Origin of the sequence: Niallia sp. FSL R7-0271, from assembly GCF_038005785.1 — a bacterium.
GTDB lineage: Bacteria > Bacillota > Bacilli > Bacillales > Cytobacillaceae > Niallia.
This window is the reverse complement of the sequence record NZ_JBBOTZ010000002.1, coordinates 639,183-655,199: the sequence shown is the minus strand read 5'-3', so window position 1 is coordinate 655,199 and position 16,017 is coordinate 639,183. Positions and strand designations below refer to the sequence as shown.

The 16,017-nt window shown below is 39.8% G+C and carries 10 protein-coding genes; all 10 read right to left on the bottom strand.

The window, feature by feature from the left end:
* Window positions 1-6: 6 nt before the first annotated feature.
* On the bottom strand, window positions 7-921 hold the full coding sequence (locus MKX82_RS23265) for an ROK family protein (RefSeq protein ID WP_341080460.1): 915 nt from the start codon (window positions 919-921) through the stop codon (window positions 7-9).
* Between the two features lie 4 nt (window positions 922-925).
* Entirely contained in the window at window positions 926-2,311 is a 1,386-nt protein-coding gene (locus MKX82_RS23260; protein ID WP_341080458.1) for a glycoside hydrolase family 1 protein, read from the bottom strand.
* Between the two features lie 20 nt (window positions 2,312-2,331).
* Window positions 2,332-3,837, bottom strand: coding sequence for a response regulator transcription factor (locus MKX82_RS23255; protein WP_341080456.1), 1,506 nt, complete (start codon window positions 3,835-3,837; stop codon window positions 2,332-2,334).
* Window positions 3,830-5,614: a sensor histidine kinase gene (locus MKX82_RS23250; protein ID WP_233315545.1), complete on the bottom strand. Its 1,785-nt coding sequence runs from the start codon at window positions 5,612-5,614 to the stop codon at window positions 3,830-3,832. Before MKX82_RS23250 ends, MKX82_RS23255 begins: the two co-directional genes overlap by 8 nt.
* Before the next feature lie 96 nt (window positions 5,615-5,710).
* Window positions 5,711-7,165 (bottom strand): ABC transporter substrate-binding protein, encoded by a 1,455-nt coding sequence (locus tag MKX82_RS23245; RefSeq protein WP_233315546.1) that lies wholly within the window; start codon window positions 7,163-7,165, stop codon window positions 5,711-5,713.
* Window positions 7,166-7,374: 209 nt separating this feature from the next.
* Window positions 7,375-8,829 (bottom strand): ABC transporter substrate-binding protein, encoded by a 1,455-nt coding sequence (locus MKX82_RS23240; RefSeq protein WP_341080450.1) that lies wholly within the window; start codon window positions 8,827-8,829, stop codon window positions 7,375-7,377.
* Window positions 8,830-8,852: 23 nt separating this feature from the next.
* The gene (locus tag MKX82_RS23235; protein ID WP_233315548.1) at window positions 8,853-9,842 is read right to left on the bottom strand and encodes a carbohydrate ABC transporter permease; all 990 of its coding nucleotides are present in this window, start codon (window positions 9,840-9,842) and stop codon (window positions 8,853-8,855) included.
* A gap of 48 nt (window positions 9,843-9,890) precedes the next feature.
* Complete coding sequence (locus MKX82_RS23230) at window positions 9,891-10,820, bottom strand: ABC transporter permease (RefSeq protein ID WP_341080448.1); 930 nt, start codon at window positions 10,818-10,820, stop codon at window positions 9,891-9,893.
* A 183-nt stretch (window positions 10,821-11,003) separates the two neighbouring features.
* The gene (locus MKX82_RS23225; protein ID WP_341080444.1) at window positions 11,004-14,108 is read right to left on the bottom strand and encodes an alpha-mannosidase; all 3,105 of its coding nucleotides are present in this window, start codon (window positions 14,106-14,108) and stop codon (window positions 11,004-11,006) included.
* 17 nt (window positions 14,109-14,125) lie between these two features.
* On the bottom strand, window positions 14,126-16,006 hold the full coding sequence (locus tag MKX82_RS23220; protein ID WP_341080441.1) for a beta-N-acetylhexosaminidase: 1,881 nt from the start codon (window positions 16,004-16,006) through the stop codon (window positions 14,126-14,128).
* Between the last annotated feature and the right edge of the window lie 11 nt (window positions 16,007-16,017).

Here is a 16,017-nt window from a genome sequence, read left to right as displayed (position 1 = left end):
CAATTATCAATACTTGGTATTAAGAAAATGAAACAACGCTCCGACTAAATTTGCATCATTTCCAAACTGACAAGCTTCCACTTCTATTTGTAAGGTAGAAACATCATTTCGCAGCTGCTGTAATTCACGGTTAATTCCCTCTATTACTTCTGGACGGCTGCTGACTCCGCCGCCAATTAGGATTTTTTCAGGGTCGAGGGCATATTTCAAATTATATATACCGATGGCAAGCCTTTTATAAAATTCAGCAATGCATTCTTTGGCAATCGAATCGCCTTCTTTTGCTAAGCGGAATACAGCTTCTCCATCGAATGTTCCTTCTTCTATCTGTTTTCTCTTTTTTACTTCCTCTACTAGAGCATTCGTGGAAGCTGCAAGGCTCCATGTGCCTTGTAGTGGCTCTTGTGCTGGTGCTCCCATTATCATGCAGCCGAACTCTCCGCCGTGAAGATTGGCGCCGCGTAAAATGGTTTGATTGAGGACGATACTGCCGCCTATTCCTGTTCCTATTACAATACAAATATAGTAATCTGTTGCTTTGGCTGCTCCTAACCAGCCTTCTGCCAAGGCTGCACAATTCGCGTCATTTTCTATTACTGTCCGAAGTCTGGTCTTTTCTCTGATGAGTGCTGTCATGTTTACCCCATGTATATAGGGGATAGCGCTCGCTCCGCCAATATAACCTGTTTTTATATCGACCGCCCCTGGTGAGCTTACTGCTATTCCTTGCAACTCAAAGTCAGCAGCATTTTCCTCTGCTACTCTTTGTATGGTCTGCAAGAAACTGTCCAGTCCATCCTTAGGTGTTGCCAGCTTGCCACTTCTTAGTTTTCTGGCAGACTCATCCATTACTGCGTATTTGATAAAGGTGCCGCCAATATCGAATACCATATAGGCTTCCATCAGAATTTCACTCTCCATTCTGTTAAAATCCGTTATTTTCTGCCAGCTGCTTGTACCATCGCCCTGATTTTTTCACAGTACGTTTCAGGCTATTCTTTAAATCTACCTCTACAAATCCGTAGCGGTTCTTATAAGCGTTTGTCCATGACCAGTTATCCATAAATGTCCACATATGGTATCCAAGGCAATTGGCTCCTTCCTGTATACCTTTATGCACCCATTGCAAATGCTCTCTCACAAACTCAATTCGGTAATCGTCCTCAATATATCCTGCGTCATTGCGGAACTTTTCCTCCCCTTCAACCCCCATACCATTTTCTGAGATAAAAAAAGGTATGTTTTCATAATTATCACGAATATCAATCATAATATCGTAAATTACTTCCTCTGCAATCTCCCAGCCGCGGTGGGGATTGATTTTTCGGCCTGGCATAATATAAGGATCAAATAGATGTTCAGGCATAAACGGAGCATTTTCTGATTCTTGGGTTTCTTTCGCTTTTACGCGGCGAGGCTGATAGTAGTTCACTCCTAAAATATCAATCGGATTATTGCGGATTACCTCCAAATCATCGGCCTCAACAGGCGGAAGCAACTCTCTTGCTTGTAAAATTTCAACCAATTCACGAGGATATACCCCCTTTGTGACTGGGTCGAGAAAACTGCGGTTAAAGAATACATCTGCAATATGAGCTGCTGCCCTATCCTCTTTGTCCTCGCTTCTTGGATAAGAGGGTGTTAAGTTAAGAATAATGCCGATTTTCCCAGCTAACTCTAATTTCCTAAATGCCTCGACGGCTTTTGCATGAGCGACAATGGTATGATGGGCAACGATGGCCGCCCGCTTAAAATCAGTTACATTAGGATAATGCAAATCATATAAATAACTAGCCTCGACAGGCACAATAGGTTCATTGAAGGTAAACCAATACTTCACACGATCTCCAAATAACCGAAAACAGGTAGTAGCATAGTTCACATAGGCATCAATCACGTTTCGGTTCTCCCAGCCGCCTATTTCCTGCATGCACATTGGCATATCAAAGTGGTATAAATTTATAAATGGTTCGATATCATTTGCCAGCAGCTCATCAATGACCTGATTGTAGAAATCAACAGCCTTCTCGTTTACTTCCCCGGTTCCATTTGGGATTAACCGTGACCATTGGATAGATGTGCGAAAAGAGTTATGACCCGTTTCTTTCATTAACTGAATATCTTCTTTAAATCGATGATAGAAATCTGATGTATGGGTCGGTCCGACGCCATGATGAAAGCATTCAGGATCTTGGCTATACCAAAAATCCCACATACTTTCCTTTCTGCCATCAATCATAGCTGCTCCTTCTGTTTGCGGACCAGATGCCGCACTTCCCCACCAAAATTTTTCAGGAAAAAGATATTTCAAATTTATCACCGCTTCCTTTTTTAAATTTTCCGCCACTCACTCGGAGTTGTGCCAACCATTTTCTTAAATTGCTTATAAAAATAAGTCGTATCAGAATAACCTACTTTTTTCCCAATATCGCCTGCCCTGTAATGAGTGGCTTTCAATAATTCCTTCGCTTTTTCCAAGCGATAACGATTAAGGTATTCTGAAAAGACAACTCCTACTTCCTTTTGGAATAACTGACCTAAGTAAATAGCATTAACATGAAATTGCTGCCCTAGTGTTTTTAAGGACAAGCCTTGGTCAAAGTGAGCATGAATAAAGGTAAGAACATTTTGGACAATTGGACTTCGCAAATGAACATGATTATGAACAGTCAGAATCAGTTCATAGCAATATTCAGTCAAAATGTCCCTCATCTGCTCAATATCCGAACTATAGACAATCCGTTCCACAACAGCTGTATAAAGACAAAGATCATCTGGACGCACTGAATAATGAATATAAGAGATTAAATCAAATGTATATTTTTTCGCTACTTGCGGCGAGATAAGATTGTCTTTTTCTGTTAAATTCTTAAAAAATAAATCAACTAGAGCTAACGATTCTTCCTCCGCATTCATAAGCATTTTCACAAGGCAATCTTTGAATTCCTGCTGCTGTTTCTGTTCATCATGCCGATCTAATGCCTGTTTATCTGTAATCAGCACATTAGGTTCTAAATATAACTGCATGGCGCTGCAGTCTCTTGCCATCGTAAAGCTTTCATTTAATTCATCCAGCATTTGAACTGGTTTGCCCATTGCCAAATAAAATAAGCCTATTCTTTTTTGTTCATTGCAGAGGTCAGTCACTAGACGCTGGTTTTGCTTTATTAGTTCCTCTTCACTTGAACCGTCAAATATAATGATGATCTCTTGATTCGGATTATGGAGACATACGGCAGCGTACTGTGTTTCAATATAATGACGGATGTGATTTACCACTTCAGACTGCTGAAAATGTTCAATATTTAAGATAGAAACATTATAAAACGGCTTATTAAATTCAATGTTATACAATGCTAATCTTTCCAAGCAATCATGCTGGCTAACTTCCCCTGTCAGAAAGCCCCATAATGTATTATCCAGCATGGTAGTTGAGTCTTTTGTCTGGCTGCCAGCAGTTGCAACCTTTAATTTCTGTCCGACAGATTGCAGTGTTTTTAATAATTCCTCTTCATCAACAGGCTTAACTAAATAATTTTCAATCCCTAATAACAACCCTCGTTTTATATAGTCAAACTCCTGATAACCTGTTAAAACAATACTCTTTGTGTCAGACCGAATGCTTTTAACCTCTTGGATTAAATCAAGACCGGACATTTCTCCCATTAAAATATCCGAAATGAGAATATCAATCGGATTCTCTTTTATATAAGAGAGTGCCTCCTCGCCACTTTCTGCTGTATGTACTATCTCAAATCCGTAATCTTCCCAATCCAAAATCGCTGAAAGTCCTTTTGTAATAATCGGTTCGTCATCTGCCAACAGTACTTTAAACATGGTAAATCCCCTGAACTGGAATGGTTAAAATAACGGTTGTTCCTACTGCTGGACTGCTTTTTACCGAGAGCCCGTATTGGTCTCCATATTTTAGCTTTAAACGCTGATGAATATTTCTTAATCCAATTGATTTCATTTCATCGCCCTCTTCACAATTAATATGATGAACAATTTGGGACAGTTTTTCTTCTGACATGCCCTTCCCATTATCGTCAATCCTGATTTCAATTTTTTCGCCAAGTTTAACGCCGCTAATTGTTAAGAGATTGTCAGTTCGATCCTTTTTAAAGCCATGTACAAAGTAATTTTCAATAATCGGCTGAAGGATTAATTTTTGCACAGGTGTTTGCTCTACTTCCTCTGCTAAATGAAACTGAACCTCCAGCTTATCGGGATGTTTAAACTGCATTAATGTTAAATATTGTTTAACATATTCAATCTCGGTATATAATGGGACAATATCTTTCGATTCCAGTGAATAGCGGAACAGTTTTGATAAATGAAAGGTCATCTTACTGGAAGTTTTAGAACCCTCCAACATTGCCACCATTCTGATGGCTTCAAGCGTATTAAATAAAAAGTGCGGATTAATCTGTGCTTGAAGCGCCTTCAATTCTGCCTGCTGCTGCTTTAAGTTAAGTAAATAAAATTGGGCAATATAATTATTTAATTCATCGAGCATGGAATTTATATTAAAGGCAATCTTCGCTAATTCATCCTCTTCATCAGATGCAGGAATCCGTGCAGCCAGGTTTCCCTTTTCCACTTGACGAATGGTCGATACTATTTTGTTAATGCGGCGTGAGTAATTTTGCATAAATGTATAAGACATCAAAATGGCTGCGACTATAAGGAGAATTATGACGACCCACATCGTTCCCCTGACAATCGATAGCTTCTGCCAGCCTTCATTCGTTATGACACTGACAAATGTATAATCACCCTTATTGGCAACTGTATTAATGTAAAATTTTTTTGATTTATAACTTAGCTTCGTTTCATTCGTTTCTTGTTTAAATTGCTGGATTATTGCTGATGGCACACCTTCATTATGAGAATAAATGGTTTTGCCTTCAGCATCCAATAAAAAGAAAGAGGCTGGTGCGCCTTCATCCTTTTGGACCATCTTATCTAAATGTTCAGTCGAGTAAAAGATGGAAATTTCACCTATTTTCTCCAGTGTGACAGGATTATTTATGACCACCTTTTTGGTGATGGTATCCTTTAATCTCCGCCCTTTCGGCAGGCCGGCACTCCTTAAATTTGCTTCAGGTTTGTTCTCCGTTACTTCTGCGTTCTTCATGCTTTCATTCCAGCGAAGATAATTATTGATAAGCAAATATTCTACACTGTGACTATCCAATGAGCGGAGACTGATTGCATTAATATCACTATCTTGACTAAAAAAACCATTAAAATAAGTATCTAGATTGCTAGGAAAATATGAATGGTCCTCTGTAAAGCGATTAAGGCGATACTCCAAATATTTTCCATATCCGTTATGAAGGGCAAAGGAGATATCATCAATGAGATCTCCTTGAACATAAATATCTCTAATTGCTTTATTTACATCTGAATCCTTGGCAGAAAAATAATCCTCTACCCGTTCTATCGTCCTTGTATTCACATTCACTTCCTTCTGAATGATGATTTCAGAATAATAGTTTGTAATAGTTACAATCAAAATGATAACGGTTACAATTATCGTAATAGAGGACGTTAAAAAAAGCTTATTAAACATCTTTTGCTGAAAGCGGCCTGTTTGTTTTAATTTCATTTTCAATCCCTCAAATATGATAGTTTACCTTTTTTAGTTTAACACAATGGAAAGGATCGAAGATGAGCTAATATACCTTGTAAGTTACTAGTACTCTTATTTTTGAGCGCTTTTCCACTCGTCAAATTGACTTTGAATCTCCTTTAATACCTTATCAACTCCCGCCTCTTTCAATTTCTGATTGAACTTCGGCAAATATTCTTCTGGGTCAACAGAGCCTGTTGCAAGAGCAGGGTAGAATTCTTTCGTAATGTTAGTGATGGCTGCGAGTTCTGAACGAACTGGGTCACTGCTAAATTTAAAGCCTAGTGAAGGTCCCCTTACTGCAGATTCATTAAATTCCTCGAACTTTTCCCATTTATCCTCTGGGTCACCTTTGTATAAATCGAGGATATAGTTGTTGCCTAATGTGTAGGATGGGATATTATAGCCGTCAATACGCGCAGGCAAATCCTCAATCATACCATCATCATTCTTTTTGTAGTGAGTTCCTTCAATCCCTTTATCGATAAGATTGCGAAGATATGGATCTGTGTTAAGGAGTGTCAGAAATTCCATGGCTTTTTGTGGATTTTTTGAGGTAGCGGAAATTGCTTGAATCGATCCAGATATAGAATCATTGACAATCGCAGCCGGTTCGGCAGGAATGGATACTACCTCATATTTAGCTGAACGAGACCATAATAAATCTGCATACGGCTGGTAATAGTTCATGCGCACAAACCAGTTTTCTACTTCCAATGGCCAGTTTTCGCTGCTTGTGGCCGCATCTTCTTTAAGAAATCCTGATTTATAGTACTTATGCATCGTTTTGAATTGTTGCATCGCAGTATCTGTTTCAAAATGGTTAATCACCTTGTCTGTTTCCCCTTCAAATGGAAATGCAAAGGGCATTTCACCATTAAAGACAATGTCAAAGCGTAAAGGTGCCTTAAATGAAGCAATCGGTGTTATTGAAGGCTCATTTTCTTTAATTGTTTTCAGCATTGGCTCGAGATCCTGCAATGTTTTTACCTTTGAAAGATCAAAGTTATATTTGTCCACAAGGCGTTTGTTAAATGTATAAACATTTTGTTTGGCAATCTCTTTATTTGCAGGAATACCATAAAGTTTTCCATCGACCTTATTTCCTTCCAGCAGAACAGGGTTAATCAGCTCTTTAAGTGCTTTCCCTTCCTTTTCTAACAGATCATCTACCGCGATAAATGCACCCTTTTGGGCATTTTGGACATATGGGTTCCCAAAGGTGAAGATAATATCAAATTCTTCGCCTGAATTGATCATCACTTGAGACTTCTGGTCCCAATCTCCCCAGTCAATTTGTGTCATTGTCACGGTCGCGTTAATTTTTTCCTTTGTATATTTGTTCACTTCTGCAAAGACTTTATCCGTATCCTTTTGTGGTGTTCCAAGTGTGTACCATTTGATTTCATAAGGCTTTTCATCCTTACCATCGTTACTTTGTGTGGCACTGTTTTTGCTGCAAGCAGACAATATCGTTCCAAGGACGAGAATAGTTACGAGAATAAGACTTAACTTCGCTTTCTTCATTTTTTTCTCCTCTTCTTTATTGATTACTTTAAACGATCAACAATTGTCAGACCGACATATAAGTTTGGAAAACTTATATAAGACTGTATTACCAATTTCAATCCCTTCGGTATGCAATGTTTACCGTTTTAAGTCTATTCAATGGAAGAGATCGAAAAAAATATAGTTAATGTCAAGCTGGCAGAGAAGATCCAGCTTGACTTGGTTGCTTATTGCTGGGCGCTTTTCCAGTCATCAAATTGTTTTTGAATTTCGGTTAATACCTTATCCACACCAGCCTCTTTCAGCTTTTCATTGAATTTTGGCAAATATTCTTCTGGATCAACAGAACCTGTTGCCAAAGCTGGGTAGAATTCCTGAGAAATATTCGTAATGGCCGCAAGCTCAGAGCGGACAGGATCACTGTTAAACTTAAAGCCAAGTGATGGTGCTTTTACTGCTGAGGCATTAAACTCTTTGAATTTTTCCCATTTATCCTTTGGATCATCTTTATACAAATCTAAAATAAAGTGGTTTCCTAAAGAGTAGGATGGCATATTGTATCCGTCAATACGAGCTGGAAGGTCCTCGATAGTGCCATCATCATTTTTCTTATAATGCGTTCCTTCAATCCCTTTATCGACAAGATTGCGAAGATATGGATCTGTATTAAGCAGTGTTAAAAATTCCATGGCTTTTTCCGGATTTTGTGATGTGGCAGAAATCGCCTGAATGGAACCAGATACAGAATCATTAATAATGGTCGGCTGCTCAGCAGGAACTGACACTACTTCGTACTTAGCAGAGCGAGACCATAATAAATCTGCATACGGCTGGGAACCGCCCATGCGGACAAACCAGTTTTCCACATCCATCGGCCAGCTGTCTTTGCTTGTTGCGGCATCTTCCTTCAGATAGCCTGCTTTATAGTATTCTCGCATCGTTGTGTATTGTTTCATAGCATCCTCTGTGTCAAATGGATTAATGACTTTGTCTGTATCTCCTTCAAACGGGAAGGCAAACGGCATTTCATTATTGAACACATAGTCGTAGCGTAAAGGTGCTTTAAATGTTGCCATTGGAGTAATTCCAGATTCATTTTCTTTAATTGTTTTTAGCATAGGTTCAAGGTCCTGCAATGTTTTCACTTTTGAAAGGTCAAATTTATATTTATCTGCAAGGCGTTTGTTAAACGTATAAACATCCTGTCTGGCAACCTCTTTGTTTGAAGGGATACCATAAAGTTTTCCGTCCACCTTATTTCCTTCCAGCAGGTCAGGGTTAATAACCTCTTTAAGTGCTTTACCTTCCTTATCTAACAAATCATCTATAGCCAGGAATGCACCTTTTTGGGCATTTTGAACATATGACGTGCCATTTGTAAAGATAATATCAATTGCTTCCCCTGAATTGATCATCACTTGAGATTTTTGGTCCCAATCGCCCCAGTCAATCTGTGTCATCTTTACAGTGGCGTTGATTTTTTCCTTTGTATACTTATTAACCTCTTCAAAAACCTTATCTGTATCTTTTTGCGGCGTTCCAATCGTGTACCATTTAATTTCATATGGTTGACCATCTTTGCCGCCGTTTTCTGATGTGGAGCTGTCTTTGCTGCAGGCAGACAGAAGAGTACCTGCTGCCAAAGCAGCTGCGAGAATAACACTTAGCTTCTTTTTCTTCATACCTTTTCTCCTCTTTCTATTAGTTATTCTTTAACGCCGCCAATTGTCAGTCCGCTAATAAAGTACTTTTGGAAAAACGGATAAGAAACTGCAATCGGCAATGTGGCGATTACTACCATGGCCATTTTGGCTGATTCTTGCGGAATCGTATCGAATAAGCTCTTCTGCAAGATAGCAACATCCATATTCTTTCTCATAAATTCAAGATTTGCTTCTATTTTCATCAGCAATGCTTGAAGCGGCACGAGATTGGGATTATCGATATACAGCAATGCTGCAAACCAGTCGTTCCAATAACCGAGTGTGCTAAACAAGGCAATTGTGGCAATTCCCGGTAAGGAAAGTGGAAAGATAATCTGAAAAAAGATTCGCCATTCACTGGCTCCATCCATTCTTGCTGATTCTAAAATAGATTCAGAAACAGACTTCAGAAAGAAGGTTCTCATTATGATGATGTAAAATGCATTCATCGCTAGAGGCAGGATTAAAGCCCAAATCGAATTCTTCAAATGTAAAAATTGAGTAACAACGATATAAGTCGGCACAAGACCTCCGCTAAACAGCATTGTGAAAAATGCTAAAAAGGTGAAAAATCGACGATATTTAAATTGCGGTCTTGAAATTGCATATGCGTAAAAGGTAATCATAAACACACTGATAACAGTCCCCAAAATGGTGATTAAAATGGTGACACCATAGGAGCGGAATAAAGTCTCCTTCATACTCCATAAATACTTATAAGCATCAATGCTCCATTCCTTTGGGATTAGTTCAAAACCATTCCTGACAATACTTTCTTCATTTGTAAAGGAGATGATAATGACATAGATAAAAGGAAAGATACACGTAAACGCAAGGACCCCAAGCAGTATGCTAATAACAGCATTTGCGGCTGGATGCAAATGTTGGGGATCCCGATACTTTTTTCTGGAGGTTTTCGTCTTCCCCTCTTTAACTTTATCGATTGGGTTTGGAACAGCAGGTGTTGGCTGCGGTTGTTCTAAATTTGGCATACACTTAGCCGCACGGGCGACTTTTCCTCCCTTCGTATTGGAATGGCATTAAAACAATGCACTTTCCTCATCTACTTTTCTCACAACATAGTTTGTGATGATAACTAGGATAAAGCCAACAGCTGATTGATACAGCCCTGCTGCAGTGCTCATGCCGATGTCTCCTAAATTCATTAGTCCGCGGTAAACAAATGTATCAATAACATTTGTTACGCCATACAAAGCACCTGAATCTCTAGGCACTTGATAGAATAAGCCGAAATCGGAGTTAAATATGCGCCCGATATTCATGATGGTTAAGATAATCATCAGTGGCTTAAGCATTGGCAGCGTAACATGCTTAATCTGCTTCCATTTCGAAGCTCCGTCAATCATGGCAGCTTCATAATATGTTCGGTCGATTCCGACAATAGATGCTAAATAAACGATGCTGCCATATCCTACACCCTTCCAAATACTCATAACGACGAGAATAAACGGCCAATATTTTGATTCGTTATACCAGGAAATAGAGTCAACATGAAACCAGCCAAGAATTAGATTTAACAAACCATGTTCTGTACTTAAAAACGTAAACACAAAGTAGCTGCCAATTACCCATGAAATAAAGTGAGGAAACAAGATAGATGTCTGATAAACCTTTGACAGCTTCTTATTGATTAACTCATTAAGCAAAACAGCTGTTGCGACTGCTGTAACAAGACCTAGTACGATAAAAATCAGATTATAAAGAATCGTGTTTCTTGTGATGACCCACGCGTCATTCGTACTAAACAAATATTTAAAGTTATCAAAGCCAACCCATTCACTGTTTATTACGCTGGCAAAAAAACCATCAGGATCAATCCGGAATTTCTTAAAGGCCAGCACTTGTCCGAACATCGGCAGATAGGAAAATAACAGCAACCAGATTGTTCCAGGTAAAACCATCAGCAGCCAAATTCGATTTTTATAAAGATCCTTTACTACCCTTTTCATTATTCTCCTCCTCTCATTAATGTTAGCGCTTCCATACATCTATCTTATAGTAAAACGCCCCCTATTTATAGTTGACTAATTTAGGATTAAGTGCAAAAATCTTAGAATTATAAAAAATTAGCGGAAATTAGTCAACAAAGCGCAAAAAAGACCGGAAAGTGTTGCTCTCCGGTCATCTTTATTCTACAAAACTCTAAAGGTTTTTATCTCATATGGTTTTATTTCAAACTGAATCGGTGAGGCAGACTCTTCTCCAAGCGGTTCCTCCATTAAATTGGTTTCCACCCATGATGTGCTATCCTTTAAAAGATTCACCTTTCCTCTTCGGCCTTCATATTCATGCAAGCGGATAATAATTCCGTTGCCGTCGAAGCTTGGTTTAATCGCGTCTACCCAAACATGGTCTGAGTCAATTTCTAGGAAGGACGCTGCCTTTGTCCATCCTCCTTTAAAAACGGCAACAGGGTCGTTCAAATCCCATGCTTTCTCCACTGTACCAGCTTGGCGCCAATCACCCATATGCGGATAAAGAGAATAAGTAAACGAATGTCTTCCTTGATCTGCTTGCGGGTCAGGATGTGTCGCTGCTTTTAATAAGGAGATTCGCATTGTTTTATCTTTAATATCATAGCCGTATTTGGAATCATTCAGCAAGCTCACCCCGTAATCTGGTTCTGACAGGTCGGCCCACTGGTGGGCAACACCTTCAAACTTAGCCATATCCCAGCTAGTATTCCAATGGGTCGGACGCTTCACATTTCCATATTGAATATCATATGTTGCCTCCGTTGCACGGATTTCGACAGGAAAGGCGCTTTTAAGCAGCTTATGCTTTTCATGCCAATCGACCGTTGTATCGAAATCTATTCTGCGATCATTATGATAAAAGATGATGCGCTGGGAAATTTCCGAATGATGATAGGTCCACCTCGCCAGAATCGTAAATACCAATTCGCCATTTTCCACGACTTCAAATGAGCATAAATTCCGGATTTCTTCCATTTTTTCTTGATAGAAGATATCGATATCCCACGCATCATGAGCAAGCGGCTTATCCTCAAAAATTTGCAGTACGTTCCCGTTTTGCCTGCTGCTGAGCACTTGACGACCTGCTTCCTTGTCAAATATGGACGTCATTTGGCCATATTCGTTCCATTCAACTGTATAATATTTTGTTTCAAGTTTCCGATTTTGATAGAGAAAATTAGATTCTGCCTTTGGAACGGCTGCTGAATGGTCAAAATATAATGATGCTGCACCAAAAGCTGGGAGGGTATCCGCCTCAACAAGCCAGCTATTATTCCGCTTTTGCTGTGGCAAGATATCTCCTTTACTGTTCTTCCAGACACCTTCAGTCATATCATCAAATGAAGGCACAGCAACATTCCTCTTCCCTTTGTAGCCTGTTGCGTTCACTAACACAACAGACTGGTCATCCTTGTTCATATTCTGCTGAAGAATACGAGATTCCAAGCTTTCCACTAACTGAAGTGCTTCCTTATATTCTTCTCTAGCATCCTCATAGACTTCATGAATGGAGGAGCCAGGAATAATATCATGAAATTGATTCCGTAAAATAATCTTCCAGCCTTTTTTCAGCTCCTCGTTTGCAAGCTGCTGTCCAAATTCGGAAAGCCAAGCTGTTAGAAACTCAGCCCGTCTGTATAATAGCTCCAATTTACGATTAGTCTGCTTCATAAACGCTTGGCTTGTATAAGTGCCGCGATGATACTCCAAGTACAGCTCTCCATCCCATTTATGGATATAGCCATCAGCCTCTGAAACATTTTGATGGAGCTTATTAAAGAATTCCCCTGCTGTAGATGTTTTGACGTTCGGCATGCCTGGCAGCGAATCAAAGCGTCGGCGCATTTCAAGCATATGCCGGTTCACACCACCGCCGCCATCTCCATAGCCATAGGAAAGAAGCAAATCTTTAGATAAATCTTTATCACGATAGCCTTTCCATGATCCATTGACTGTTTTAGCCGTAATTAAGCCATTATACGTATAGAACCAAGAGTCAGGAGAATTCCATGGTTCAGGTGTTGTTATAAAATGCGTTAAAATTTCTGATCCATCGATTCCTTTCCAGTAAAATGTATCGTGTGGCATCCGGTTATACTGATTCCAGCTAATCTTTGTTGTCATCATCGTTTTAATACCAGATTTTTTTAAGATTTGCGGCAACGCCCAGCTGTAACCGAACACATCAGGCAGCCATAAATAGTCACAGTCCACTCCAAATTCCTCTTTAAAAAAATGTTTACCATGCAGAATTTGGCGGACAAGTGATTCTCCGCTTGGTATATTACAGTCAGACTCGAGCCACATTGCCCCGCCGGCTTCCCATTTGCCTTCTGCAGCTCTTTCCTTAATTTGGGCGTAAATATCAGGATAATCTGTTTTAAGATAATCATAGAGCTGCGGCTGTGTTTGCAGAAATACATAGTCAGGATATTGCTTCATTAAATGTAAGACGGTTGAAAAGGAACGAGCTGCTTTCTCTCTTGTATTTTTTAAACGCCAAAGCCAAGCTACATCAATATGGGTATGCCCGACTGTATGAATTGTAATATCAGATGATTTAGTAACAGCTTGAATGGATTCTGAAAGGTTTACTTCCGCTGCATAACAAGATTCGTAAAATACAGGGCTGCCAGGCTCGGTCCAATTAATCCGCTTTAGAGCGTCCGAAATCAGTCTTTTTAAAATACTGTAGGCAGAATCAGACTCACTGATTTCTGACAATACCTCAAAAGCCGCTAAAAGCGTGTAATACAGATTATCTACCTGCTTATCAAGCCAACCGATTGCCGCCATTTCAAGCTTCAGCTCATTCTGAACAGGAATGCCTCCCCCTTCGAATCCTGACCAAAGTCTGAAATCCAAATGAATCGGCCCTTTGGCTGTTGCTGTATCAAAAAGAACTTCCTCATGGTTAGAATCGACACCTTGATAAGGGTTTCCATTCACAAAAAGTAGGGATTCAAAGCCGGAGTTATTACCTCCTCCTGTCTTGCCGAATGAAAAGAGACCGACAATTTGCTGATTGGTATGATGCAAATGCGTATCAACCTCTGTATGAAGCCAAATATAACGGTCTCTCCCTTTCCAGTAATCACCTATTCTCATTTTATGCTGTTCATCATAGACAGATGGAGGATATGTTCCAATTTCCCCATCATCTTCTTGTATATTAAACTGTGAGATTTCCACAAGATCCCGGTACCGGTAACCTGCCAATTCCTTAATACGCTCTTCAAATTTTCTATCTGTTAAAAACATTATTTTCACCTCGTAGATTATAATGAAAAGCTGCCGGCAGTGACGATACGATGATAGACATTGCCGCCTACCAGCCCATCAGCCATTTCCCAAGGTCCATCATGGTACAGCCGGTTTTCTGCTAACTCCTCTATTTCGGATATTCTTCCTTCCATCCACTCCTGAATCCGGTACTTGACCGAATCAATCCTTGTGATAACACCACCGTAACGTATATCCATTACTTCCCAGCCAAAGGGCTTGTATGCTGCAAACCAGAGACTGCGGTGTTTTTGTCTTAACAGATCTACATTTGCTTTGATGCTATCCAAAACGGTTAGAAGTGCTTTCAGTTGTTCAAAGTCCTTATTTTCGTATGCGCTTTTTAGCTTTATCCCGATTTCCGCTTTGTCTGCTAAAACTGTTGCGAGCTGTTCATATAAACCAAACAAAGCTTCCCAGGCTGGATTGTTCTTTTTACTGATTGCGAGCACTGCTGCCAAGCGCTGATAATTCTCTCCTAGCGATAGACCGCGGACATTCTCATCATATAAACCTATTAAAATATCTTGGTAAAGCAGGACTTTAGACGTCATCGAGCTGTTCATGTTATCCTTCATAACACCGGGAGTTTCATCCAATAAACGCAAATTCATAAAATCGGCAAAAGTGCCGTCGAGGCAAAATGCAAACCGCTCAGATACCTTCTCTAACGTAACTTCCTGCTGGTAGGAGTGCTCGGCAAATAATTGCAATATTGGATAAGCAGCAACAAACGGCGTTTCTGCTCCGTTATCTCCCCATAGTGTTACAAAGATTTGCTCTACCCCTGTTTTTTTACAGGCAGAAAGAGCTGCTCTTGTGGTACTAATTGCCTTGCCGTAGTTCGGCGCCAGTCCATTCCAAGTCCAAGCACCACCAGCAAAAATTGGCTTCCCGCCAAGCAACTTATGCTTTTGGATATCTTGTTCATACACTTCTTGTTCGTTGCGGTAATAATTCCAGTACACATACTCAATAGGAGGAATTCCATTCATAATATCTGCTCGGATGTTTCCCGTTTCATCCTTATACGGGCTGTTTTCGGCAAACAATGGATAATACATATCACTCCAAATCATTGGTTGTAATCCAAGCTTCTCGGTTATAGAGACAAGCTTTTGAAGATGACGATTCATAATATCAATATGATGCTCATACCCGTGCTCTTCCAAATATTTTCCTAAGCCAAGCTGGAATGTCTCATCCATGCCAATATGAATCCTGTTTGTACGAAACGGCTCAGAAGCTGCCTTTAAGCAACTTTCTAAAAACTCATATGTCTCTGTTTTGTCGACTAGTAAAATATCATCTGTATCTTTAAAACTAGAAGCATAATTCCACTTAAGAGCTTCTCGTAAATGCCCCAAGGTTTGGATGCATGGGATTATGTCTATCCCAAGTGTCTCCGCATATTCATCGCAGGTCTTGAGCTCCTTGATAGTATATTTCCCACGCATATATCCGAAATAAGGATAATCCTTCACCTCATACGTATCCTCTGTATATAGCATCAAAGTATCTAATCCTAGCAGCGCCATATGCTCGAGCAGCTTTTTCACTTCATGAACAGTTGGTACAGCATTTCGCGATGCATCCAGCATGACACCGCTCATCGTAAATTGTGGTGTCTCTGTTATATCGAATTCATGATTCTTTCGATAATTTTCCAGCCATAATCCAAGTGCTCGGAAGAAATGAATTGGCTTTGCAAACGATATTTCTCCTTTGCCGCTGCTACTAGTAATGCGCAACGGCCCCTGAACTTGTTTAACTTGAATAGGGTAACCATCACTTGTCAGCTTTATCTTTAATTTCTGTGTAATAAATTCAAGACCCGCTGCCACATTCGCTGTGTCTCCCTTTAAAAACAGTTCCATTTGTTTCCCCC

Coding starts and splice junctions, on each gene's coding strand:
- MKX82_RS23250 (WP_233315545.1), bottom strand. CDS start 5,614: ATGAAATTAAAACAAACAGGCCGCTTTCAGCAAAAGATGTTTAATAAG.
- MKX82_RS23255 (WP_341080456.1), bottom strand. CDS start 3,837: ATGTTTAAAGTACTGTTGGCAGATGACGAACCGATTATTACAAAAGGA.
- MKX82_RS23240 (WP_341080450.1), bottom strand. CDS start 8,829: ATGAAGAAAAAGAAGCTAAGTGTTATTCTCGCAGCTGCTTTGGCAGCA.
- MKX82_RS23230 (WP_341080448.1), bottom strand. CDS start 10,820: ATGAAAAGGGTAGTAAAGGATCTTTATAAAAATCGAATTTGGCTGCTG.
- MKX82_RS23220 (WP_341080441.1), bottom strand. CDS start 16,006: ATGGAACTGTTTTTAAAGGGAGACACAGCGAATGTGGCAGCGGGTCTT.
- MKX82_RS23245 (WP_233315546.1), bottom strand. CDS start 7,165: ATGAAGAAAGCGAAGTTAAGTCTTATTCTCGTAACTATTCTCGTCCTT.
- MKX82_RS23225 (WP_341080444.1), bottom strand. CDS start 14,108: ATGTTTTTAACAGATAGAAAATTTGAAGAGCGTATTAAGGAATTGGCA.
- MKX82_RS23235 (WP_233315548.1), bottom strand. CDS start 9,842: ATGCCAAATTTAGAACAACCGCAGCCAACACCTGCTGTTCCAAACCCA.
- MKX82_RS23265 (WP_341080460.1), bottom strand. CDS start 921: ATGGAGAGTGAAATTCTGATGGAAGCCTATATGGTATTCGATATTGGC.